Source organism: Cytobacillus sp. GQ23 (assembly GCF_059758675.1).
Window position 1 is genome coordinate 1 of sequence record NZ_JCAXER010000046.1, and the last position, 23,746, is coordinate 23,746.

General features: G+C 38.9%; 23 protein-coding genes, 1 tRNA gene and 1 riboswitch. Of the genes, 7 read left to right on the forward strand and 17 right to left on the reverse strand.

What is annotated here, in order from left to right; all coding sequences use genetic code 11:
• Positions 1-57: 57 nt before the first annotated feature.
• The 6 genes from AC6CHU_RS24785 to AC6CHU_RS24810 form a co-directional block, all read right to left on the reverse strand.
• Positions 58-291, reverse strand: coding sequence for an aspartyl-phosphate phosphatase Spo0E family protein (locus AC6CHU_RS24785; RefSeq protein ID WP_159870436.1), 234 nt, complete (start codon positions 289-291; stop codon positions 58-60).
• 298 nt (positions 292-589) lie between these two features.
• Positions 590-1,123, reverse strand: a complete 534-nt coding sequence (locus tag AC6CHU_RS24790; protein WP_159870433.1) for a 1,2-dihydroxy-3-keto-5-methylthiopentene dioxygenase — start codon at positions 1,121-1,123, stop codon at positions 590-592.
• 54 nt (positions 1,124-1,177) lie between these two features.
• Positions 1,178-1,813, reverse strand: coding sequence for a methylthioribulose 1-phosphate dehydratase (locus AC6CHU_RS24795; RefSeq protein WP_159870430.1), 636 nt, complete (start codon positions 1,811-1,813; stop codon positions 1,178-1,180).
• A complete protein-coding gene (locus AC6CHU_RS24800; RefSeq protein ID WP_159870427.1) occupies positions 1,810-2,472 on the reverse strand; it encodes a 2-hydroxy-3-keto-5-methylthiopentenyl-1-phosphate phosphatase in 663 nt (220 codons plus the stop codon). The genes AC6CHU_RS24795 and AC6CHU_RS24800 overlap by 4 nt, the downstream gene beginning before the upstream one ends.
• Positions 2,465-3,697, reverse strand: a complete 1,233-nt coding sequence (locus tag AC6CHU_RS24805; RefSeq protein WP_159870424.1) for a 2,3-diketo-5-methylthiopentyl-1-phosphate enolase — start codon at positions 3,695-3,697, stop codon at positions 2,465-2,467. The genes AC6CHU_RS24800 and AC6CHU_RS24805 overlap by 8 nt, the downstream gene beginning before the upstream one ends.
• A gap of 86 nt (positions 3,698-3,783) precedes the next feature.
• Positions 3,784-3,886, reverse strand: a riboswitch (SAM riboswitch).
• 87 nt (positions 3,887-3,973) lie between these two features.
• Positions 3,974-5,146, reverse strand: coding sequence for a pyridoxal phosphate-dependent aminotransferase (locus AC6CHU_RS24810; RefSeq protein WP_159870421.1), 1,173 nt, complete (start codon positions 5,144-5,146; stop codon positions 3,974-3,976).
• Between the two features lie 143 nt (positions 5,147-5,289).
• Here AC6CHU_RS24810 and AC6CHU_RS24815 point away from each other — a divergent pair, with 143 nt between their 5' ends.
• Entirely contained in the window at positions 5,290-6,075 is a 786-nt protein-coding gene (locus AC6CHU_RS24815) for a carbon-nitrogen family hydrolase (RefSeq protein ID WP_159870418.1), read from the forward strand.
• Positions 6,076-6,108: 33 nt separating this feature from the next.
• Here the strand turns inward: AC6CHU_RS24815 and AC6CHU_RS24820 are convergent, their stop codons facing one another.
• From AC6CHU_RS24820 to AC6CHU_RS24835, 4 genes are all read right to left on the reverse strand, one after another.
• Positions 6,109-6,690, reverse strand: coding sequence for a DUF2087 domain-containing protein (locus tag AC6CHU_RS24820; protein WP_159870415.1), 582 nt, complete (start codon positions 6,688-6,690; stop codon positions 6,109-6,111).
• Positions 6,691-6,806: 116 nt separating this feature from the next.
• Positions 6,807-7,307 (reverse strand): methylated-DNA--[protein]-cysteine S-methyltransferase, encoded by a 501-nt coding sequence (locus AC6CHU_RS24825; RefSeq protein WP_159870412.1) that lies wholly within the window; start codon positions 7,305-7,307, stop codon positions 6,807-6,809.
• A gap of 14 nt (positions 7,308-7,321) precedes the next feature.
• On the reverse strand, positions 7,322-9,139 hold the full coding sequence (locus tag AC6CHU_RS24830; protein WP_236566334.1) for a PAS domain-containing sensor histidine kinase: 1,818 nt from the start codon (positions 9,137-9,139) through the stop codon (positions 7,322-7,324).
• Between the two features lie 168 nt (positions 9,140-9,307).
• Positions 9,308-11,110: a methyl-accepting chemotaxis protein gene (locus AC6CHU_RS24835; protein ID WP_159870406.1), complete on the reverse strand. Its 1,803-nt coding sequence runs from the start codon at positions 11,108-11,110 to the stop codon at positions 9,308-9,310.
• A 495-nt stretch (positions 11,111-11,605) separates the two neighbouring features.
• Here AC6CHU_RS24835 and AC6CHU_RS24840 point away from each other — a divergent pair, with 495 nt between their 5' ends.
• Together AC6CHU_RS24840 and AC6CHU_RS24845 are read left to right on the forward strand one after the other, a co-directional pair.
• Positions 11,606-12,646: an acyltransferase family protein gene (locus AC6CHU_RS24840; protein WP_159870403.1), complete on the forward strand. Its 1,041-nt coding sequence runs from the start codon at positions 11,606-11,608 to the stop codon at positions 12,644-12,646.
• Between the two features lie 281 nt (positions 12,647-12,927).
• Positions 12,928-13,001, forward strand: a tRNA-Arg gene (locus AC6CHU_RS24845).
• Positions 13,002-13,165: 164 nt separating this feature from the next.
• Here the strand turns inward: AC6CHU_RS24845 and AC6CHU_RS24850 are convergent.
• From AC6CHU_RS24850 to AC6CHU_RS24865, 4 genes are all read right to left on the reverse strand, one after another.
• Positions 13,166-13,942, reverse strand: coding sequence for a class I SAM-dependent methyltransferase (locus AC6CHU_RS24850; RefSeq protein WP_498123065.1), 777 nt, complete (start codon positions 13,940-13,942; stop codon positions 13,166-13,168).
• 787 nt (positions 13,943-14,729) lie between these two features.
• A complete protein-coding gene (locus AC6CHU_RS24855) occupies positions 14,730-15,449 on the reverse strand; it encodes a LutC/YkgG family protein (protein ID WP_159870397.1) in 720 nt (239 codons plus the stop codon).
• Positions 15,446-16,876 (reverse strand): LutB/LldF family L-lactate oxidation iron-sulfur protein, encoded by a 1,431-nt coding sequence (locus AC6CHU_RS24860; RefSeq protein ID WP_159870394.1) that lies wholly within the window; start codon positions 16,874-16,876, stop codon positions 15,446-15,448. The genes AC6CHU_RS24855 and AC6CHU_RS24860 overlap by 4 nt, the downstream gene beginning before the upstream one ends.
• A gap of 121 nt (positions 16,877-16,997) precedes the next feature.
• On the reverse strand, positions 16,998-17,714 hold the full coding sequence (locus AC6CHU_RS24865) for a (Fe-S)-binding protein (protein WP_159870392.1): 717 nt from the start codon (positions 17,712-17,714) through the stop codon (positions 16,998-17,000).
• A 203-nt stretch (positions 17,715-17,917) separates the two neighbouring features.
• Between AC6CHU_RS24865 and AC6CHU_RS24870 the strand changes: the two genes are divergently transcribed.
• Positions 17,918-19,663 (forward strand): B12-binding domain-containing radical SAM protein, encoded by a 1,746-nt coding sequence (locus tag AC6CHU_RS24870; RefSeq protein ID WP_498123067.1) that lies wholly within the window; start codon positions 17,918-17,920, stop codon positions 19,661-19,663.
• A 29-nt stretch (positions 19,664-19,692) separates the two neighbouring features.
• Here the strand turns inward: AC6CHU_RS24870 and ykzE are convergent, their stop codons facing one another.
• Together ykzE and ykzP are read right to left on the reverse strand one after the other, a co-directional pair.
• Positions 19,693-19,848: a protein YkzE gene (ykzE, locus tag AC6CHU_RS24875; protein ID WP_201306612.1), complete on the reverse strand. Its 156-nt coding sequence runs from the start codon at positions 19,846-19,848 to the stop codon at positions 19,693-19,695.
• Complete coding sequence (gene ykzP / locus AC6CHU_RS24880; RefSeq protein WP_201306611.1) at positions 19,848-20,009, reverse strand: protein YkzP; 162 nt, start codon at positions 20,007-20,009, stop codon at positions 19,848-19,850. The genes ykzE and ykzP overlap by 1 nt, the downstream gene beginning before the upstream one ends.
• Before the next feature lie 164 nt (positions 20,010-20,173).
• On the opposite strand from ykzP, the gene AC6CHU_RS24885 reads away from it, so the two are divergent.
• Positions 20,174-20,521, forward strand: a complete 348-nt coding sequence (locus tag AC6CHU_RS24885) for a DUF3905 domain-containing protein (RefSeq protein WP_159870388.1) — start codon at positions 20,174-20,176, stop codon at positions 20,519-20,521.
• 117 nt (positions 20,522-20,638) lie between these two features.
• On the opposite strand, the gene AC6CHU_RS24890 is transcribed toward AC6CHU_RS24885, so the two are convergent.
• The gene (locus AC6CHU_RS24890; protein WP_159870386.1) at positions 20,639-22,003 is read right to left on the reverse strand and encodes a TrkH family potassium uptake protein; all 1,365 of its coding nucleotides are present in this window, start codon (positions 22,001-22,003) and stop codon (positions 20,639-20,641) included.
• Positions 22,004-22,309: 306 nt separating this feature from the next.
• On the opposite strand from AC6CHU_RS24890, the gene AC6CHU_RS24895 reads away from it, so the two are divergent.
• A complete protein-coding gene (locus tag AC6CHU_RS24895; RefSeq protein WP_159870384.1) occupies positions 22,310-23,428 on the forward strand; it encodes a CdaR family transcriptional regulator in 1,119 nt (372 codons plus the stop codon).
• Positions 23,429-23,533: 105 nt separating this feature from the next.
• The coding region (locus AC6CHU_RS24900; RefSeq protein ID WP_498123069.1) for an FAD-binding oxidoreductase at positions 23,534-23,746 on the forward strand (213 nt) is incomplete at its 3' end.

Genomic DNA, 23,746 nt, shown 5'->3' on the forward strand with positions numbered 1-23,746 from the left:
CCACGGATTCTTTTTGATTACCTCTATATACTCATTAAATATCCTTTGTTATTATAATTATACAACTGCTTTCTTAAGGGATAGAATCATTTGTCTGAATGAAACTCTCATTCTATTTCTTTGTTCCTTCTCCCGTTTTATGGCGCATTGATATTCAAAAATCAATTGATCGAGTTCCTGGCTGCAGAGAACCGTTTCCTGGCTAGCCATCCCCTTTTCCCTGGCCGTTTCTATCATTTTTTCCCTTTTTTGCTGGATTTCAGTCAGCAGCTGTATTCTTTTATTGCGCAACTTTTTTCCTCCTAATCCTATCCCTTTTATCCAATATTAATGTGTCTACTTGAAGCATTATTACAAGAATTTCTATAAATGTAAATAGATTCGCAATATTAGACAATCTTTTTCCAAAGTTATTTTAATCGACACAAATTTCACTTTGGCTTCACACGGTTTCGACACACTTCTGCTGCTTAAAACATGAGGAATCAACAGTATTTGATAAAATTTTTGCAAGTTAGGGTTGTAAAAAATATCCAACTACTATAGTGGAAAAATAAAAAACCCAATGCCGGAGCAATGGGTCAACGTATTATTGATGAACTTCCTTTTCCTCATAAATTGGCACCCATCCTTCTGAAGATACAAAAATTCTGATGGCTACCACCTTTCTGTCATCCTGCAAAGTGAAATAATGACGGATATTTTCAGGCACGGAAATTAAATCGCCGGGTTTTAAGTATACCTCAAAAAATTCCCCATCTTTTCCTTGTATAATAAAAACTCCGTGGCCACTGACAATAAACCTTACCTCATCGTCTGTATGATGGTGTTCCTGCTGAAAATTCTGAAGGAGCTGTTCCAAATTCGGCGTATTTTCCGAAAGAGAAATGACATCCTGGGCCATGTATCCTCTTCTTTCTGAAATATCCTTAATTTCTGCAGCAAATGTCTCAAGTATTTTTTGTTTTTCATCATCAGAAAGCAAATATTTCTCCTGAAGGTTTTCTGGCAATTTATCTATTTCCCATTGCTCATAGATAACCCCCTGTTTTTCCAGAAAAGAAGCAACTTCTTCCTGATTCCTGATTTCTTTTTTTGAATTTTTCAGTACGATATATGCCATGCTAATCAATCCTCTCTACTGTTATCTTTCTTATTTAAATCTGCATCTTGTGCCTTACACAACTCTGGATAGCTGATTGGGTCTGTGCTCCAGAAGCCTTAGCTGATAGCGGAACAGAAACTCTGAAGCTTCAAGGATCTTTTTAGCCTCAAAAGAGGTTTTGCCCCAAACAGTAATTCCGTGATTTCTAATTAAAATTGCACCTGAATCTTCATGTACATGGGAAGAGAAACAATTTGCCAGCGCAGGAATATGCGCATAATTTGGAATAATCGGAATTCTAAGGACAGCATCCTCCTCCCATTTATTAAATGCTTTAATGAGCTCTTGCCCCTGAAATGTTACTGCCTCCTGATCTCCATATATTTCTGAGATAACATTATTATCGATTGTATGTACATGAAGACTGCATTCAGCTTTTGTTTTACTGTATATTTCCGTATGCAGAAGTGTTTCAGCGGATGGCTTTAAATGAGTTTCTTCCACCGGACGGCCAAATTCATCCACTAGCAGGAAGTCTTCGGAAGTGCGTTTTCTTTTATCCTTTCCGCTTGCAGTTACAAGGAATTGAAGCGGATTTGAACTGACCTTAATGGCCAGATTTCCGCTCGTCCCCATAAACCAGTCCCTTGCTGCGAGCTCGTCTTTAATATCGGCGAGCTCATTCCATTTTTCCTCAAGTGTGCTCATACTCTCACCTCATTTAATTTTTTTATAACTTCTATGCAATCATAGAACGTTTCAAATGAATTGTGATTAAGGTTCATCTCTTTGCTTTTCTCCAGGAGCAGATCTCTTGCTATGACAAAGTCCGCCTGTTTTGCAGCCTCAAGGTCAGTTACTGAATCTCCGATAACGACTTTTAACGTGTCCTCATCCTCCAGCCTCCTCATAATGGAGGGCTTGCAGCATCCGCAATTATTTTCACATTTTTCATCACAGCTGTGGGGCCATAAGATTTTTATTTTATCGCCGCTAAAATCAGAACTATTGCAGAACACTGCTTTAAAGGGTCCATATTTCTCCAGTACAGGAGTCACAAAAAAATCTATCCCCCCGCTTACTATATAAAGCGGTATATTTTCTTGTGCCAGGTAATCGGCAAAAAGCTGAAACCCATCTCTTATTTTTGCATTTTCCAGGATGAAATCTGTGAGATCTCCTTTCAAATTGCTAGGGAGAAGGGAAAACATCTTTCCTACTCCCTCTTTAATAGAAATCTCCTGATTCAGAACTTGATTTTTTATTCCTTCCCATTGGGGAGGAGCAAAATGTTTCATAATATTGATGATGTTATCACTTTCGGTAATAGTTCCATCAAAGTCGCAAAATACCCCTATTTTAGCCATTCTTAACAGCCGCCTCTTTTGATCCCCACAAATCGATCGCGCTTTTTAATTCGGTGAAGTCTGAAGGAGCATCAGCCAAAGAAACTCCCTTTAAAGTCAAATCAATCGCCTGGCGGAATGCCAAACCGCCTCCTCTTGCCCCATCTGGATGCCCGTGTATCCCGCCTCCGGCATTGATTACACTGTCTATTCCGAAGTCTTCGAAAAGCAAAGGCACTAAACCCGGATGAATGCCGGCTGAGGGTACCGGAAAAGATCTTTTGAAGGAATCTTCCGCATTCAGGTTATCAGCAATGGATAATGCCTGTGTCTTTTCAAGAGCAACAGACCCATAAGGAGATGGGAATAAAGATAAGTCAGCACCCGAATATCTGAGCAGCTTGCCCAAAAGTAAAGGATAAGAGATTCCATAAAGGCTTGAAGCTGAAAGAGCTCCGCTAACTGCAGGATGTGCCATGATAGGCAATTCAATTTCATTATCTTCTCTTAAGGACTGCAAAACATCGAGTCCATAAGAAAATACATTGAACAGCAGAAGATCTGCACCAAGACTTGCTGCCTTCCTTGCCTTGTCTTTTAATTCAAATGTTCTGCCTGTTAAATTCACAGCATAAAGGGTTTGATGGCCCGTTTCCTCGTAAACTTGCCTTAACACCTTTTTTCCTTCTGCTATCCGGGCTTCAAACGGTGTAAGGCTGTTTTCAAATAAAATTTCGTCATCTTTTACAAGATCAATGCCCCCATAGGCCTGTTCTCTTAGCTGTGAAGTCAAAAAATCCATATCTTTGCCGAGCACTCCTTTGAAGATGCTCATCAAAAGAGGTCTGTCATACACATTTAATTTCTCTCTCAGTCCTTCAATTCCAAATCGAGGTCCTGGAAAAAAGCTTTTAAGTTCATTGGAAAACTCTAAATCCAGCAGTTTTATCTTTCCGTCCAATGACAGTTTTCCAAAAACGGTTGTTAATATTGCCGGTAAATCAGGACTAAAATTAACAGCAGGATAGGCGATCTTAATGATCGCAGCTGTTTCCTTGCTTCCTGTATTTTTTGTCGCTCTTTCAACAGAAACGACCCTGCCTTTATGCTTCTCCAGCTGAAGCTTTTCAAGCACGGGCAAATGGGTCCATGATCCCACCGTTAATCCTAAAGCAATCTCCTCTGCTTTTTTCTCGGGATTATGTTTTTCATCATGTATCAGATACGCTGCAATAATCTCACTCATTAATCTTCTTCCTTTCAATTTCAAAGAATGGAAAAAATAAAAAAACCTCTTCAAATAAGAAGAGGTTAGCATAACAATCTAACATCTCCTTATCTTTCAGCTATTAGCTGCAAGATTTAGCACCGTGCTTTTGTTAAGTCGGTTGCCGGGCTTCATAGGGCTAGTCCCTCCGCCTGCTCTTGATAAGAAAACGAAATCGAGTATTCAGTTAATTTAGAAATTTAATTAAAATTATGACAGTGCTATATACTTTTGTCAATTGAATTTTTGAAAAAATTAAAACAAGCTTAATTTTTGTATTCGCTCCACCGCTTCTCTAAGTCTTTCTTCAGATGTCAGCAACCCGACTCTTACAAATCCTTCTCCAAAGGGGCCAAAGCCGTTTCCGGGTGCCACTGCAATATGCGCTTTTTCAAGGAGATACTCAGAAAACTCTTCAGATGTAAATGATTCAGGAACCTTTAGCCATGCAAAAAAGGAGCCTTTTGGCGCTTGTACATCCCACCCAATTTCCCTGAGACCGGAAATGAGGGTATTCCGTCTGGACTCGTAGATCGAATTCAACTCTTTTACACAATCCTGAGAGCCTGACAGAGCAGCTGCTGCAGCTTCCTGAACAGCTCCAAACAAGCTGACGTAAAGATGATCCTGCATCAGGTTCAATGCTGCGATAACGCTTGCATTTCCAGCGGCAAACCCTACTCTCCAGCCAGCCATATTAAAGGTCTTTGATAGAGTATAAATTTCAATTCCAACCTCTTTTGCTCCTTCTGCCTGAAGAAAACTGACAGGGTTTTTTCCGTCGAATCCAATTCCTCCATATGCAAAGTCATGGACTACGCATATCTCATGCCTTCGGCTTAATTCAACTGTTTCCTGGAAAAATTCTTTGTTTGCGATTGCTCCAGTAGGGTTATTTGGATAATTAAGAAACATCAACTTGGCTGCTTTAAGCTCCTCAGCCGGCAAGTCACTATATACTGGCAAAAAGTTATTTTCTTCCCTCAGAGGCATTGTCACCATTTCTGCTTTAGCCAGCGCAACTCCTGACCAATAATCAGGATATCCCGGGTCTGGAACCAATATCCTGTCCCCAGGGTTTAAAAGACATTGGGGGATTTCAACAAGCCCTGCTTTGCCTCCAAAAAGAATGGCTATTTCAGTATCGGGGTCTAATTCTACACCATATTCCCTTTTATAAAAGTCAGCTGCTGCCTTTTTTAAATACGGGTAACCCTGAAAAGGAGAGTACTTATGGTTTTGAGGGTTATCGGCTGCACGTTGAAGACTTTTGACAATATGATCCGGGGTTGGCAGATCTGGATTTCCCTGTCCCAAATTGATGACATCATAGCCCTGTTCAAGTTTTTTTCCCACCTTCGCAGTCAAAGAAGCAAAAAACTGTTTAGGAAGACTTTTTAAAAGTTCAGATTGCGGATAATTAATCAAATTGTTCACCTGCTTAAAAAAAGGATTGAAAATATAGTCCCAAATGATATAACGTAAATGGTAAGTTGTAAAGTAAAATTTAGAAAGTTTTTATCTATCGGACTAATCATAACATAAGGAAAAGATGATTGTGGGGGAGTAAAGTGAAATTAAGGATTGCTTGTTTGCAAATGGATATTGCATTTGGAAAACCAGAGAAGAATTTTATTGCGGCCGAAGCCATGATTAATAAAGCTCTTAAATCTGATCCAGACGTTTTAGTACTACCTGAACTTTGGACGACAGGCTATGATTTGACCAGATTGGATGAAATAGCAGATCCGGATGCTGCTTTTTCACTGGCATTTTTGAAAGAAATTGCAAAAAAAAATAAGGTTTACCTGATTGGCGGTTCTGTAGCCAAAAAAACAACTGATGGCATTTACAATACTCTGCTGATTGTAGACCATAATGGTGAGCTTTTGCATGAATACAGCAAGCTGCACTTATTCAAGCTTATGAATGAGCACCTCTATTTGAAAGGAGGGGCAGCAAGGGGAGGATTTTCCCTGGCCAACAGGAAGTTTGCAGGAATGATTTGTTATGATATCCGTTTTCCTGAATGGCTGCGTACCCATACAGCGGATGGTGCAGAAGCAATATTTGTAGTAGCACAATGGCCATTGGCACGGCTTGCTCATTGGCGTGCGCTATTAATTGCACGTGCTATTGAAAACCAGTGCTATGTCATTGCCTGCAACCGTTCCGGCTCTGATCCTGCTAATGTCTTTGCAGGTCATTCAATGATTATTGATCCATGGGGGGATGTGCTTGCTGAAGGCACTGAAACTGAAGAAATTCTGCATGCTGAAATTGACCTGGATAAAGTGAAGGAAGTCCGCGGCTTAATTCCGATTTTTGATGACCGCAAAACGGATTTTTACCGCTGAAAATGTTGCAGAGGGCCCTGTCAGGGCCCCTGCTTATCCTTCTATTTTTGCCCACATTTCTGGAGGGTTTAATTCGTAAATCCCATTCTCGCGGTACATATAATGGTTGATTATGAATTCTCTGCGTATAGTTGCATAATCTTCATGAAACTGTTTGATGTATTCGTTAAGCTCTTTTTCTTCATATTTTTTACCCATTTTCAAGCCTTTAATTAAATGTTCAAAAACCATGAGTTTCTTCTTTCTCTGGGCAGGAATATTCTTCAGTTTTCCATCCCTGGTAAAGAAATTTTCAATAACCTTCTGGTTTTCTGAATTTTGTTCCTCCATTTTTTTAACCTCCTCTTTGTCTGCCAATTTTGCAAGAACCCCTGATTGGTGTTTCAATACGGATTCATTTAGATAAAAATACACAGTATTTTTATCTCTTCTTTGATAAACAAGGTTTATTTCCCGCAGTTTATTCAGGTGATGCGTGATAGTAGGCGGGGTTAAGCCGAGCTTTCCGGCTATAGCCTGGCCATGCAGCGGCCCTTTGGCAAGGAGAAATACAATCCGGATTCTGGTAGGGTCTCCCATTGTCTTATAAAATGCTACTAAACGATTTAATTGCATAAGTAAAGTACCCCATTTCGATTTTTATCTAATTAGATAGTAATCGAATTTAGTTCATTTCGTCAATAGAATTTAAATAAACCAAAAAAATCACCTTGAAAGGGTGATTTTGATAACTATTTAGCATAATGGGCTCCTTCAAGGGATAATAAAATTTCTTTAATTTCTGTCCTGCTTCCCGCATAGCCAGTTAAAGATTTATTTTTGCCGATAACACGATGGCAAGGAATAATGATTGGAAGGCGATTGGCCTTGTTTGCCTGTCCAATGGCCCTCACAGCTTTATCTTTCCCTATCCCGGCAGCGATTTCCTGATAGCTTCTTGTTTCGCCAAATGGAATGAGGCAAAGCTCTTTCCATACTGCTTTTTGAAAATCCGTTCCATTGGGCTCTATAGGGATATCAAATTCCTTCCTATGTCCGTCAAAGTATTCCTCAAGCTGGAGAGTACACTTTCTGATTAAAGTATTAGAAGGATCAAATTGCAATGATGATACCTCTTCCCCTTCCATAAAATCATCTTCCCCCATGTATATAGCCGAAAGAATTCCATTTTCTGCTACGATGTAAATATCTCCGACCGGTGTCATTTTTTTAGAATAAACTCTGCCTGTCATATTAATTCCCGCCTTTATAATAAGGGCAAATAGATGTGGAAAACAGTTCCTTTTCCCAATTTGCTTTCCACTTCAATTGTTCCCTTGTGCTCTTCTATAATTTTATATGTAACCATTAAACCAAGTCCAGTGCCTCTTTCTTTTGTAGTATAGAAAGGCTCACCAAGCTTTTTTATTTTATGCGCAGGAATTCCTGTTCCTTCATCCCTTATGGTAATGTGAACTTTATGACCAGGGCCCTTTTGAACGGATACGGTAATATAACCGCCTTTAGGCATGACTTCAATTGCATTTTTAATGATGTTGATAAAGACCTTTTTCATTTGATTGGTTTCGCAGAAAACCTTGGGCAAATTTTGTTCATAATAAGTTCTGAATTGAACATTATGAAGCACAGCCTGTGCACTAAGGAGATCGACTGTTTCTTTCATGATTTGTGAAATGTCTTTTTCTATAAATTTGACAGCTTGAGGCTTAGCGAGAATGAGAAATTCATTAATAATGGAATCAATCCTGCTGAGCTCAGTGGTGATTACATTGAAATACATCGTATGATCTTCTTTTACACTGCTCTCCAACAGCTGTATAAACCCTTTAAGAGCCGTCATTGGATTTCTTATTTCATGTGCAATCCCTGCAGCCAATTCTCCAATAACATTCAAGGTATCTGATTTCCGAAGCTGTTCTTCCATTTCCAGCTTCTCAGTTATATCTTTAAATGTACTCATACTGATATTAGAAAAAATATTATGCTTGTTGGAAAACTCAAAGAATTTCTTTCTGCCTGATTTTAAAGTAATGGAAAGATTCCCGTCAGATTGGCCATCTGTGTGTATGTTTCTTAATTGCTCTTTTAATTCATCATCGGTTATATTGCAGTCATTCAAAATACTATGAAGTGACGCTCCGATAAGATCATCCTTTTTCATCTGCAGCATTCTCTGGCCCGATTGATTAATATCAACTATTTGAAACTGATCGTTCCAGAGAAGAATACCTTCAAGTGCTCCTTCAAATATCATGCGAAATTTTTGTTCGCTTTCCCTTAAGCTTTTCTCCATGGCATGACGCTCACTTACATTTCTGAAGATTGTCATATGGTAGCCTTCAACGGAGTTTAATTTCACTGTAAACTCCAATGATTTAAACTGGCCATTGGGCATCAGAAAAACAAGCTCATCCCGTATACTTCCTTTAACGAACATCTCTTTTACAATGCTTTTGTACCTTTCCGATTTTTCATAAACAAAATCTTTTATCTTTTTATTGAGAAGCTCATCATGGGTACATTCAAATATTCGGCAAGCGGCTTCATTCGCATCGATGATTTCACCGCCGCCACCCCAAAAAATAATTCCATCAAGTGCTTCGATAAATAAGTCAGCATAAAGCTCTTCATTCTTTTTTACTTTCCGCTCAAGGAGCCTCTTGCTCGTTACATCACGTAATAAACACATATAAAGGCCGCTATCATTTAGGATGCTGGCAGTAAAATCAAACTCAATAATACTTCTGCCAGTATATACCGGCAGGATGCCTCTGGCACTTTTATTCTTCCTCAGAAGCTCTATGTGCTTTTCAAGCTTGAAATGCCTATTTTCCGGTACGATTTCATACAGGCTATTGCCTATGAGCTGCTGTTTATCCATTTTTATACTTTCAATAAATGATGGATTGACATCGACTATTTTCTCCTCGCTGTCAAATATTATAATTCCATCTTTTGAGTGTGAGAAAAGATTATATCCTAGTGAATTATTATTGGCCAAAATATTATTTTCCTTTTCCAAAGTCTCAATCCTGGCATAGAGTCTCCTGATTTCCTGATTCATAATGACCACTCTATTTCCTCCTATTGGGGTATGCAATTAATTAAATATTTCTACAAAATTTGACCAAAACCTTTAAATCTCAGGGAAAACTGTCATAAATAATTTTTAATATTAATGCGTTTGGAGAATACAGAAAAGGCATACCCTTTCACGAGTATACCTAAAAATTTACAGTTTGAATTTTATGATCATCTCATTTAATTGTTCAGCCAATTCCGAAAGAGATTGTGCATTATCTGAGATTTCCTCCATTGAATGATTAGTCTGAGCCATTGATGCACTTGTTTGCTCGATGCCTGCAGCAGATTCCTCAGATACTGCGGCAATATTGCCAATGGACTGGTTCATATGCGAAGAGTTAATTGATACTTGCTCGAGGCTGCGGGAAATGTCGCTAACATTGGTGGACATTGAGTTAACTGCCTCGTAAATTTTTTGAAACGTTTGTCCTGTCAACTGAATTTGCTCAGTTCCCTTTTCAACTTCTGCATAGCCTGTTTGAAGTGACACGGCAACACTATTTGACTCTGATTGAATCCCCCCGACAATCTTGGTGATATCCGAAACAGAGTAGGATACCTGTTCAGCAAGCTTCCTCACCTCATCAGCAACGACTGCAAACCCTCTTCCATGCTCACCGGCTCTGGCAGCTTCAATTGCTGCATTTAATGCAAGCAGGTTGGTCTGGTCAGCAATTTCCTTTATAACCTTAACTAGCCTTGAAATTTGTTTGGTCTGATCATCCAGCCCATTAACCTTGTTCACAGATGATTTCATTATCTGATTAATTAATCCCATTTGTTCCTGGGATTCTTTCATGAGCTTGTTTCCATCCTCAGTAAGCGACAACACCTCTGTGGAAGCACTCTTGATTTTATTCCCGCTGCTTGCTGCTTCATTCACTCTTTCCAGGTACTCGTCCATCAATAATGACAATCGTGTTGCTGAACCAGCCTGATCCTCAGCTCCTCCTGAAAGCTCCTGCATAGTAGAAGCAACCTGCTGACTGGCTGCTTTTACTTCATTAGCAGCAATATTCAATTCTCCGCTTCTTTCTGTTACATATCCAGAAACTGCATTAATTTCCTGAATCATAGCCTGCAGTTTCACTTTCATGGAATTCATAGCTCTGCTAAGCTGTGCCACTTCATCATTGCCCTCATATTCAACTGAATCAGCGTTGAGGTTTCCATTTGCTATTTCATTTGAGAATGTAACGATCGAATTTAATTTTTTTGTAATGATACTGCCTATAAAAACAATACTTGTTATTCCAAAAATAGCAGAAACGATGATTGAAATACCAAGTGTTATTAAAGTTAAGATAAGACTTGCTTTAGCAGAAGATACAGCTTTGTTCTGGTCCTCTTTCATCATACTGCTCAGGGTATTCAATTTTTCAACCGTTTCAGAAATAATATTATCTGCCTGCAATTTCCCAAGCCTGTACTCTCTTTCATGCTGAAGTTTTACTTTTGGCTCAATGACTTCATGAAATAAACTGGTGATTTTTTGATCATTTTCATCAATTTCCTTAAAAAGTTCTTTCGATTTTGCACTGCTCAAATCCGGAGAAACTTCCTCCTTTAATTCATTAAAATCCTCTGTCAGCTGGTCAAAGGTCTTTAAGTGTTTAGGATTGGAGTCAATGATAAAGTTTCCAATTGTGCTTCCTTTATGGTGAAATGTAGCAGCCGATTCAGTAATCTTAATGGCATTCTCCCCAGAATCCTTCACAATCTCCAGTTTTGAGCTGGCGATTGTAAGCAGAAAAAAAGTAAGGACTGTTGAAACTGTAAATAGACCAATAGTCACAAAAAGCGCAACCCCATATTTCTGGCCTAGCTTCAGATTCTTCCACCAGCGCGTGCCGGCCATCTTATTAAAGAACTTACCTATATCAGGCTTTTTAGGCTTAAAGGAAACAGTACGTTCCTTCTTCCCTGCTTCGTATTTTCTTGCCCCTTTCAAATTACTTCCCCCTTTGTGATTTAACCGGATGCAAACAATTGAACCAGTTCACTTCTAATTCTTTTTTACTATTCTTTCAATTCATTATAATAGAACAAAAATAACATTTGAAGATTATTTTTCCAATTTGTTATAGCCCGGCATTTATCCGTGCTTTTCCTTTATGATTTTTTTCCTGGGGAGATCGTCTTTTTATAGCTTGGCAGACTAATCGGACTGCTACCATTTATCTGAAACAAAAATAACAATCAATACAATATTTTTGAAACAGATTAATAAAAATATACTAACCCTTATATTATATGAGTTGGTTGAACACCCTTTTTATATAACAGATTTTTCATTTAGTATGTTACAGTCATATTGGATCTTTTATAATTAACTTTTTCTGTAAATATAACCTTCTATTTACACGAGAAAAGAAGTTTGCTTCATGTTACAGTGGGTAAAGACAGAGAAAGTATTTATTTGGGGGTCTTTAATAGAGGAGGACATATGAAACAACGTGACTATTACTTCGACAATGCCAAGTTTATTTTGATCTTCTTTGTCGTTTTTGGGCATTTGCTCCGCTCTTTTATTGAAGGTAATGAAACAATTTATACAGTATATAAAGTTATTTATACGTTCCATATGCCGGCATTTATATTGGTATCCGGCTTTTTTGCCAAAGGCTTCTATAAAAAAGGATATATAAAGAAAATTGCCAAAAAGCTAATACTGCCATATATCATTTTCCAGGTTATTTATTCGGTTTTTTATTACTTTTTATATAATAAAGGAACCTTTGAGCTGGATCCTTTTAACCCTCATTGGTCATTATGGTTCCTGATAAGCATGTTCTGCTGGAATATTATGCTTCTGCTCTTCGCAAAATATAAAGCGAAGTACTCCCTGGCAGCTGCCGTGATCATAGGGCTTGCTGTCGGATATGCTGATTGGATTTCAAACTATTTAAGTTTATCAAGAACCTTTGTTTTCTTCCCATTATTTTTATTGGGATATTATTTAAAGAAAGAACATTTATATGCTTTATTCCAGCCAAAATTCAGAATTAGTGCATTAGGTATTTTTGCGGTCGTCTTTATCGGCTTCTATCTTTACCCTGAAGTGGATTACAAATGGCTGCTTGGCTCGAAGCCATACACTGAAATGGGGGCAGCTTCCATTGGAGCTGTTCTAACGAGATTAGGCTTTTATATTTTAAGCTTAATAATGGTGCTTAGCTTCTTTGCTTTCGTGCCGCGCAAGCACTATTTCTTTACTAATTTAGGCAAAAACACACTTTATGTCTATCTGCTTCATGGGTTCTTTGTTCGGGTTTTCAGAGTAAGCCACTTACAGGACTTTTTCAATAAACCAGAAAACTTCCTGCTGCTTGCCGGTATATCGCTGATTCTGACCTTGCTTCTCTCAAGCAAACTGATTACTTCCTTTGCACAGCCAATCATCGAACTTAGAACATCACAGTTAAAAAAGCTGAAAGATAGATCAAAAGCATATGCCAGATTTTATCGAAATAAACTTACAAGTTAGATCATAAACCGGTCATTTTCTAATGGCCGGTTTTTCTTTAGGCATAACCATTGACCAATTTTGATGAAGGGATTATAATAAGTAACTGTGTTACCAATATAAATACTTGCTGTGCGATATGCCATCATGTCCCAGTAGCTCAGCTAAGCGTAAGCTTCACTGAAGTACATCCCTGCAGCTTTGTTTCGACGCATTTACTCCCTGTATAGGCTTGCAGAGGAAGAAACAGGATATGCCAATCTTATTTGTATTGCAACAATTTCATTTCATTATACCACCATGTCCCAGTAGCTCAGCTGGATAGAGCGACAGCCTCCTAAGCTGTAGGTCGTGAGTTCGAATCTCGCCTGGGACGCTACAAAAGAAAAGCGCGAAACCCATATATATCATAGGTTTCGCGCTTTTTTATTTATGTTTCTCCTTGAAAAATTGAATTTTTAAGTATTGTCAGACACCTGTTTTCAGCGTGCTGATCGTCATCTTCCTTCATCATTACATAAATAATCCTAATCTATTCAACTATCTGACTGCTTTCCAAATCGTCCATCTATCTTTTTCAACTATGCTATGATCAGCTGAAATTGACTCATCTATATAATTTATCAATAATGTTAATTCTTTATCGTCTAAATCGTGTAAAATACTCCTGCCTGTTCTCCTGTTTAAGTCATTAATCAATTGCTCTTTGCAATCATATACTTTTCTGGTTTCCCACAATTTAACTTCTTCAATTTGACTAAATCCTGCTTGTTTAAGTGTATCTATAACCAATTGGCTTTGGTATCTGCGGTTAATTTCTTTTTTTATTAACTTTGGGAACAGATCAAATATATACCCTCTAATATGACTTTCATTCCCTTTTAATAAACAATCTTCAGGTGTACGGTCCTGAACAATATAGTATCCATCATCCTTTAGTAATCTAAATGCCTCGTTAAAGCATTGCTGTAAATCATCTATATGATGGATCAGTGCTCTTTCAAGAACAAAATCATATTTGTTACTTTCTAAGCCCGTTTGCAAAGCATTACCTTTTATAAAGGATATGTTCTTATGTTCTTTACAGTTTTCTTTAGCACCTTCTAGTATTGTTTCGGAAAAATCGATGCCAGTAACAAATTGCACCCCTAAATCGGATAGAGCCTTGGAATAAATACCTCCGCCACAGCCTATATCCAATGCCAATGAGATATTTTTGATTGGCACAAGGTCCTTTATAGCTCTGATCCATGAATGATCTGCATTTCTGGTGGTATAAGTTTTACGACTTTTTTTATTATGAAAATCAATTCCCATCGGACATCCCTCGTTTGTTTGGAATATTTCCTATTCCTATAATACTTCGCTTAATATCATATGAAAATTTTAAAAAGTTTATAATTTTCCATAAGTTTAGCTTATGTTAATTAACAGCTATGATTGTTAATAAATTTCCATTATTTTATCTTTTAGTAAGTTACGAGAAAAGGAATAAATATTTAGGTGACACCTTTTGAAGCTTCACCCTCTAATTGGTAGAATAATATTACATCCACACCAAATTTAGTAAAATGATTACCTGGGAGGGATTGATATATCATATTATAAATGGCATTACATTGGCTGGTTATTCTTTGGTCTAGCACTTATTATTTCTTATTTTTTAGTTCCGCGTGAACACAGTTTTACGGCAATTATCATTTTAACGGCTTTATTTGCAATCTATGACTTCTCGGGAATAATTAGGGCAAAACGAACAGGGAATGATAATAAATCTTAATGCCGGGAGAAAAACAGGTAAGCTGCAATCCCCAGTCACTCTTTAAATCTAAATAAAACTTCTCCAAACTTGCGTTATTACTATACTCTGAAATTGCGAAAAACCGTACTATGTAGTCATACAGTTTTCCATTTAAACTTTATAGCCCTTCTCAATTTGAGAAGGGCTATAAATTTGTTTCCGTGTTTATCTCAATACAAAGATGAAACTCATCTTCCAAACGCGCGTTCCCCAAAGTTCTTAAGCAAGACACCGCCTGGACGATAAAAAACGCCAACAAAATGTTAGCGTTTTTTTAACCTATGATATCAAGCGTCTCACGCATTATAAATCATCAATAACAATATACGCAGCTTTAACAGGTCCATGCACGCCAACTACGAGGTTCATCTCAATATCTGCTGAATTGCTTGGTCCGGTAATAAAATTAATGCAGGAAGGAGCAAGCTCCCCTGATTTTACTCTTTCCCTTATAATCCTCGCAGCCTGTGTCATGCGGGGAACCAATGTGGTTTTCGGAATAAGAATAATGGAAGCAGCGGGCAGAAAACTGACAGCCCGTCCATGATCTCTGCTGCTGAACAAGACCGCTGTTCCGGATTCAGCCAGAGTAATTTCACTGATTGTGATTCCGATATTCGCCTGTTCCGCATATTCAATATTTTTATTTTCAGCAGAATAGTCCCATTCATATACTTTCACATTCTCTTTTGGCCAAATTTCCTCAAATAGCTGAGTGAGCCCAAACTGTCTAAAACGGTCATCTTTCCAGGTTACTATTGGGCCGCCTCCGTACTCGGCAGTAATTCTTTTAAGAGTTTCCGGCAAATCAGCGGCTTTTGTCACAAGGAGATCAGTGTGAATTTTCGTACACTGTGTTTTTAAAGCTTCTAAAAGTTCATCTGCATCTGCTTCTCTAAAGATTGCATCCTGAGGATTATAGCTCCACTTTGGCTTTTCAACTCCGAAAGTTCTTTTTTCTCTGCCCAGTCTCCCTGCAATTTTAGTAATAAAAGCATCCCGATTCTGAATAGTCCCCTTCACTGCTGTCCGCCTCCTTTTGGCCGGTTTTTGAACCAATCACGAAATCTTTCTTTATTAGGAGCTGGAAAATCCCTTATTTCTGTCCATGCCTTTAACGGTCCGGGTCCCTTTGTAATTTTGTCCCCTGCTGTAAATGGATTCATGGCTGCCGGTGCAAGCTTAGAGCCCAATTTATAAAGGGACGGTGAAGCTGCCCCCAATCCAAAAGCCTTCATGGTCATCTTTTCTGATATAGGAGCCCTTCCTTCTTTTTCTACGATTACCTGCCGGTGTTTGTGAAGAAGCTCATGCAGAGGGATTTTGACAGGACAGGCCTCTGTACATGCTCCGCAAAGTGTGGATGCATAAGGCAATTCTTTATAATCATCATAGCCTCCTAATAGCGGTGACAGAACCGCCCCAATCGGGCCAGAATAGATGGATCCATAAGAATGCCCTCCAACATGCCTGTACACGGGACAGACATTTACACATGCAGCACAGCGGATACATTGGAGGATGGATTGAAACTCCCCTCCCAAAATTGATGAGCGGCCATTGTCTACAATGACGAGGTGAAATTCCTCAGGGCCATCAACATCAAGTTCTTCTCTTGGACCAGTCAAAACAGTTATATAACTCGTAAGCTTTTGCCCAACCGCGCTCCTGGTCAGCATGCTGACCAGCACTTCCATTTCCTCGTAAGTCGGGACCAGCCTTTCCATGCCCATTACTGTAATTTGTGTCTTGGGAAGTGCTGTGACAAGATCTGCATTGCCTTCATTAGTCACTAATGTGATTGAACCGGTTTCTGCAACAGCGAAATTGCAGCCGGTTATGCCAACATCGGCCGTCAGGTATTCGTGGCGAAGCATTTCTCTCGCATGCCATGCAAGCTCTTCCGGCTTTTCTGTGTTTTGATAGTTAAGTTTTTCAGAAAATACATCGCGAATCTGCTCCTTGTTCTTATGAAGGGCAGGCGCCACAATATGTGATGGGGGATCATGGTCATCCACCTGTAGAATGTATTCTCCCAGATCAGTTTCAATGACCTGGCATCCTGCCTCTTCCAGCGAGGCATTTAAATGTATCTCCTCGGTTACCATAGATTTTGATTTAACCACTTTTCTTGCATTCTTTTTTTCAATTACTTCCCGTATATATGCAGAGGCTTCTTCAGCAGTTTCAGCAAAAAAGACGTGCCCTCCCCTATTAGCAACATTTTCGCTGAGCTGGTATAAGTAAAAATCAAGATTTTCAAGTACATGCTTTCTAATTTCTTCAGAAAGCGACCGCCACTCTTCCCAGTTTCCCAGCTCCGCTGCAGCATCAAGCCTTCTTGTCTGAAGCCTTTCCTGTGCCCCTGAAACTGCCCCTCTCATAAAGGCATTGCTTATTCCGGAATCTACTCGATCCTTAAAGTCGTTTGTTCCTATTTTCATAGCCATTTTTATTCCCCCTTAAGAAAAACGCAAGCTCCTCAATCCCTCTTGAAATGTGTGGAGGCTCTCCTCCAGACACTTCAAAACTGTCCTGCCAGCTTTGCAGGAAAGCATGTCCATTTATGGTTTAGCGGCAATTTAACACTTCAGCAATATGCATAACCCTTATTGGTTTTCCCTGTCTTCCGATTCTGCCTCCAATATTCATCAGGCACCCTGCGTCTGCTCCAATCAGAATCTCTGCTTCGGTCTCCTCTACATGCCCAACCTTCTCATCAACCATTTGTTCCGATATTTGAGCCATTTTCACAGAGAATGTTCCGCCAAAACCGCAGCATTGCTCTTTTCCTGGCAGCTCTTCAAATTCAAGGCCCTTCACATTCCTTAATAATCTCATAGGGGCTTCCTTTACTCCAAGGAGCCTGGTCATATGGCAGGATGTATGATAGGTGGCCTTTCCGGTTAACCTTGCCCCGACATCGTCCACATTAAGGACTTCAACGATAAATTGAGTAAGTTCATATGTCTTCTCTGCAAGTTTCTTTGCTCTTGGTTCCCATAATGAATCTCCTTTAAAAACATGCGGATATTCATGAAACATATAGGCGCAGGATCCGGAAGGAGATACAACATAGTCTGCATGTTCAAATGCTGTGATCATCCTTTTCATGGCTTCCTTTGATTCCTTCACATAGCCGCTGTTGTATGCAGGCTGGCCGCAGCAGACCTGTGTTTCCGGAAAATCTATTTCACATCCCAGGCGCTCAAGCAATTCAACAGCAGATTTGCCCGCATTTCCCTGAAACATATCCACCAGACATGTTGCAAAAAGACTTACCTTCATTCGTCCTCTCTCCCAGCTAAGTATTTATTTTCTACTATCTTACTATAGTTATAATGCGAATTGTTGTATTTTTATAAATATTATAATAATTTGTATAGTTTTTCCTGCAAAACATATGTCAATGTTTTACTTCCTTTTTTTCGGTCAAAAATATGATACAATTATATGATGTTTAAGTTGCTAAAAAGGGAGTTCAGAAATAAATGAAAGTTATCGCAAGTACGCTTAACGCTAAATACATTCATACAAATATAGCGATCCGCTATTTAAAAGCATATGCTCAGCCTGATTTCGATGTGGAATTAGCCGAATATACTATTAAAGATCCAATAATAAATATTGTTACAGACCTAATCCGCAAAAAACCTGAGGTGATCGGATTCAGCTGTTATATTTGGAATATCGAAGAGACAATAAAGGTTATTAAGATGATCAAAAAGATAGATTCCTCCATTCATATTGTCGTCGGGGGGCCTGAAGTGACATATGATGTCTCAGATTGGATGAACAATGTAAATGAATTTGATTACATTGTCATCGGGGAAGGTGAGGAAACCTTCAAACAGCTGCTGCATGAGCTGAAGGGCAGCATGAATATGGAAAATGTTCATGGTCTTGCTTTCAGAGAAAATGACCAGGTTCGCATCAATCCTCAGCGGAATAAGCTGGACTTGCGCGACCTGCCTTCACCGTTCCGCTTTGAAGAAGATATTCCTCACCTTTCAAAACGGGTCACATATATAGAAACCAGCCGGGGATGCCCTTTCAGCTGCCAATTTTGCCTTTCTTCCATTGAAGTAGGTGTGCGTTACTTTGACAGGGAAAAAATCAAGGAAGATATCCGGTATTTAATGAAGAATGGTGCAAAGACCCTTAAATTTGTGGACCGCACCTTCAATATTAGCCGCAGCTATGCATTGGAAATGTTCCAGTTTTTAATAGATGAACATCTTCCGGGAACTGTATTTCAATTTGAAATCACTGCAGATATTATGAGGCCTGAAGTGATTGAATTTCTAAATAAGGAAGCCCCGGCAGGATTATTCCGTTTTGAAATTGGAGTTCAATCAACAAACGACTATACAAATGAATTGGTCATGAGGAAGCAGAATTTTGACAAGCTTTGCCGGACAGTCACAATGGTAAAGGATGGAGGAAAAATCGATCAGCATCTAGACTTAATTGCCGGTCTGCCTGAAGAGGATTACAATTCATTCAAGAGAACATTCAATGATGTATTTGCAATGCGGCCGGAAGAGCTTCAGCTTGGTTTTCTGAAAATGCTGAGAGGTACGGGCCTGCGCTTAAGAGCAGAAGATCATCAATATATATATATGGACCATTCACCATATGAAATCTTAGGAAATAATGTTTTATCCTTCGATGACATCATTCGCATTAAACAGGTTGAAGATGTTCTGGAAAAATATTGGAATGACCATAGGATGGATGCGACTGTCGAATATTTGGTTACTAAGGTCTTTCCGACTCCTTTTGATTTCTTCCAGGGATTTGGAAGCTATTGGGAGCAAAAGGGCTGGTCCCGAATTGGGCATCAGCTTGAGGATCTCTTTAAACGCCTATATGAATTTCTGCAATCCATTGAAATTGATGATCTGGATGTAGCAGAAGGACTGATGAAGTATGACTATATTTCAAAACAAAAATACAAGCCCAGAAAACCATGGTGGCAGCCAACCTTTGAAAAATCCGAAAGATCAAAGCTTTACCAGTCTCTTCTCGAAAACCCCAATCAGCTGGGAGAAAGCTTCTTAAATCTTCAGCTGAATGAAAAAGAAATATACAAACATACCTTGATTGAAAAATTATCCTTTGATATTGAAAGGTATATGAACGAGGGAATAATTGAAAAGAAAGACTCTGTTCTTCTTGCCTATTTCGATTCAGGCTCTGAGACAGTCTCTGTCTTTTCCGGACCTTTAAAATAATTAAGAAACCGGCAGGATCTGCCGGTTTTTTAGCATTCATTTTTATTTTTCTTTTGATCTTTATCCCGGTTCATAAAAGGAAGTTCGTAAAATTTCCCTGCATTTATATCACCGAATTCCATCCCGAATTCAACATTTTGAGCGCCATTCTGCCTGCCTTTTTTTCGTGGTTTATTTTGATCCACTAGGCTCTACCCTCTCTCCCATTCTTTGAGTTGCGGTTAGCCATTTTCATCGGATCTTCTCCCTGGCTGAATTCAGCAGAAAACTCCGATTCCTGAAGGTTTTTCTTAGGCGTCTTGCTGTATTTTTCAACGGCATTATACTCAGCCTTTCGTTTAGCCATCCACATCTCCTCCTGAACTTTTTTGGTGTTAAATTTATTTTCAGCTTTAACACAGGTTTATTTTAAGTAAAATACACAGTTTCATTCCTCACTGCGACTTCCTTATTTTGCATTCATAAACTTTTCTTCAGTGCAGAAAATAGAATAAAAAGGATTGAGCCTCTATGACAAATGAAAAGAAGATAAATAAAAACATTGGCATTGACGAGACACTTCCGCATCAAATTGAAGCTCCGAGCTTCAAAGGCACAGGTATGAAACTTCAGCCGCCTTTCAAGAATTCTTTTGGCGTTACCATTGGGGACAGTCATTATTCTTCAGACATTTCTCCGCTGGAAAACTGGAGTGATGAAACAGATCCTGCCGTTATGGCTGGAGACGAATGGATCCATCCGACAAATGATATCGGATGGAATACAGAGGAAAATAAAGAGCTCCTGGAAAGCAAAAAACCGCCTCAAGCCTACCCATTCATGCATCCTACCAAGGATGTCAGCCGCGGAACGGATTAAAATGAAATAGCGGCAAAGGAATTTGCCATGACTTCTAGTAACGCAAAGGTCCAAATTAATCCAAATTATCTATACCCTGTAAAAAAGCAGTCCGGAAAACTTTTCCGGGCTGCTTTTTTAGCCTATAATAACTCGCTCTTTTGGATAATGATAATTTGGCTTTTTCTCTTTGCCGCCTATTATGAATAAGAAAGAGGTTAATCCTATTCTTCCAATAAACATTAAGGCCATTATGATGCATTTGCCGATAGTTGACAGCTCAGGTGTAATTCCCAAAGATAATCCTGTGGTACCAAAAGCTGAGCATACCTCGAATATAATTTCAACAAGCTCCGCATGCCTTTCTGTAATGCTTAAAATGACTACAGAGAAGAAACACATTCCAATAGCAAGCAGAGTGATAGCAAGTGATTTCAAGACATCATCTTCATGAATTTCCCTTTTAAATATTTTTATATCCCGATTTCCTTTTGCAAAATGATAAATGAAAAGGATATTTACCGCAAATGTCGTTGTCCTGATGCCTCCTCCGACAGAGCTTGGGGATGCGCCAATGAACATTAAAATACTCATAATAATGAGTGTAGGCATTGTAAACTCATTTACATCCATGGTTGATAAACCGCCGCTCCGGGTAGTTGCGGATTGGAAAAACGCATAAAAAAGGCTTTCATGCCAGATCATTTTCTTAAAATACTGATTGAATTCCATAATAAGCAAAATTAAAGTCCCAAAAATAAGAAGAGCTGCATATGTAACAGTTGTCAGCTTTGTAAATAAAGAAAATCTGAAGGATTGTTCCTGATTCCATTTATTGCGGAATAGATATTCCTTTAATTCGATAAGAACAGGAAAGCCTATAGCTCCTAAAGTAATCAGGATAATATTGATCAGCTGCACGAAATAATCGCCGGCAAATGGTTTGAGCGATGCTCCTGTAATATCCATGCCGCCATTAGTTGTGGCACTGACAGATGCGAACAATGCATGCAGAAATGCCTCATCCCATGATGGATAATATTTAAGAAAATGAAAGCCAAGAATCAGTGCACCAAGCGTTTCAATCACCAATATTATTTTAATAATTTCTTTCACTAAATGCACAAGCCCTGACAAAGAATACTGATTATGATCCACCATAATGAGGCGGCGCCCTCTTAATCCAATCCTGCGGCCCAGCAGAAGCCAAAAGAAAGTGCCCAGTGCCATGATCCCTATTCCGCCAAACTGAAGTATGAACATAATAACAAAATATCCAAACACACTATAAGTATCTGATATATTTACTACTGTCAGTCCGGTTACACTGACTGCACTTACTGCAGTAAAGACAGTATCAATAAATGCAATCTCAACACCCGGCTTATGTACGGCCGGTATACTTAATAAAAGTACCGATACAGATACTGCCAATAAATAATATCCGGATATTACTTGGGCAGGTGTTAGTTTATCCAGCCAATGTCTTATGTCCTTCCACATATCCTACCTGTCCCCTTTAAAATTTTCTAACCCTTATCATAATGAATATACCCTCTTTTTAAAAGAGATATTAGAAAATTTGCAGGAAGTTTTTTAAAAAAGGCTATTTTGGGAAGGTTGTTTGTATTTTTACTGAGTTCATTGTTTTCCGATTAGGCTTATTTAACCTTCCGGGGGAGCAGCTGAGGAGCTGAGCCTTCTTTAGCGGAAATCAGCAGATAACATTGACAAGCAAAAAACAACAATCTATACGAAAAGAATCTTTAATTATATATAATAAAGTCAAAAACCAAAGGGAGATATAATATGCTGCTGCCTGATTTGGCTGAAAAGATCATTGCTGAAGTTCGCCAGTTCCTTCAAGAAGATATCATTGTTGCCAATACCTCAGGAGTCATTATTGCAAGTACTGACTCTGACAGAATAGGCAATTTTCATGAAGGAGCTTTGCTTACGATAAAACATAAAGAAAAGCTGATTATCACCAGGAAGGATCAATCACGCCTGCAGGGGGTAAAAGCGGGCATTAACCTGCCGATCTTTTTTAAAGGAGAGACAGTTGGAGTTATTGGCATTACCGGAAATCCCGATGAAATTTCCCCGTTTGCAGAAATCATTCGCAAACTGACAGAATTGTTTATCAGTGAAAGTTACTTTGCAGAGCAGCTCGATTGGCAGGCACGTGCAATGGAGAGTTTTATGTTTGACTGGCTGCAGACTAAAGAGTGGGATCCCGCATTTAAAGAACGGGCTCATTTGCTGAAAATAAATCTCTCAGAAGATAGACAGGTTTCTATCGCGGAATTCAGGCAAACTGGACAATTGCTTCATCGTGACCTTTGGAATAGAATTTTATCCTGGAAAGAAGCGGGTCCGAATGATATCCTGATTCGCTGGGGCAATGATCGAATTGTCCTTTTAGCCGGGGTTTCTTCAGCAGAAAAAGAACAGAGCTTAAGGGAAAAGGTCAGACGCTTCCATCGTTTTCTGGAAGACCTTCTCGCTGCCAAAGTAAGTATTGGCACAGGTAAACCTTTACCTCCCTTCAGTTTGTCCGAATCATTTATGCAGGCAGAACGAGCTTTGAAAATCGCCAAAAACCGCGAAACTATCATATTTGACCAGGATTTGACCATTGAAATGATATTTGATGACCTTTCACCGGAAACTAAGAAGGACTTCATTGAAAGAACGATTGGCACATTTTTAAATGAACAGGATCTTATGGAAACACTTAAGGAGCTGTTCAGGCAAAATCACTCTTTGAAAAATACTGCTGAGGCTCTGCATATACATATTAACACCCTTCATTACAGGCTCAGGAAAATATCTGATCTTTCAGGACTTTATATCTCAAATTTGAATGATTTAATGAAATTATTTATAGCTGTAAAACTTTTGGAGGAAAACACAAAAATTAATTAAGATATTCCTTAATATTTATATAATTATCCATAGCAGGGGATTCCCTGCTTTTTTTATACTTAAAGAATAGATATTGTTATCCTGCTATTAAAGGAGAGGATCTGCTTGATCGACGTTCAAATAAAAGAAAAATTAATTGCCGTTGTTGGTGAAGAGAATTATGATGATTCAAAAGCTGGGCGGCTCGTGTACTCTTATGATGCAACCCCCAATTTCCAATCTATGCCCGATGCGGTGATCAGTCCGCGAAATGCACAGGAAATTTCCAAAATTCTCAAAATTTGCAGCAGCAAGGGAATTCCAATCGTACCAAGAGGA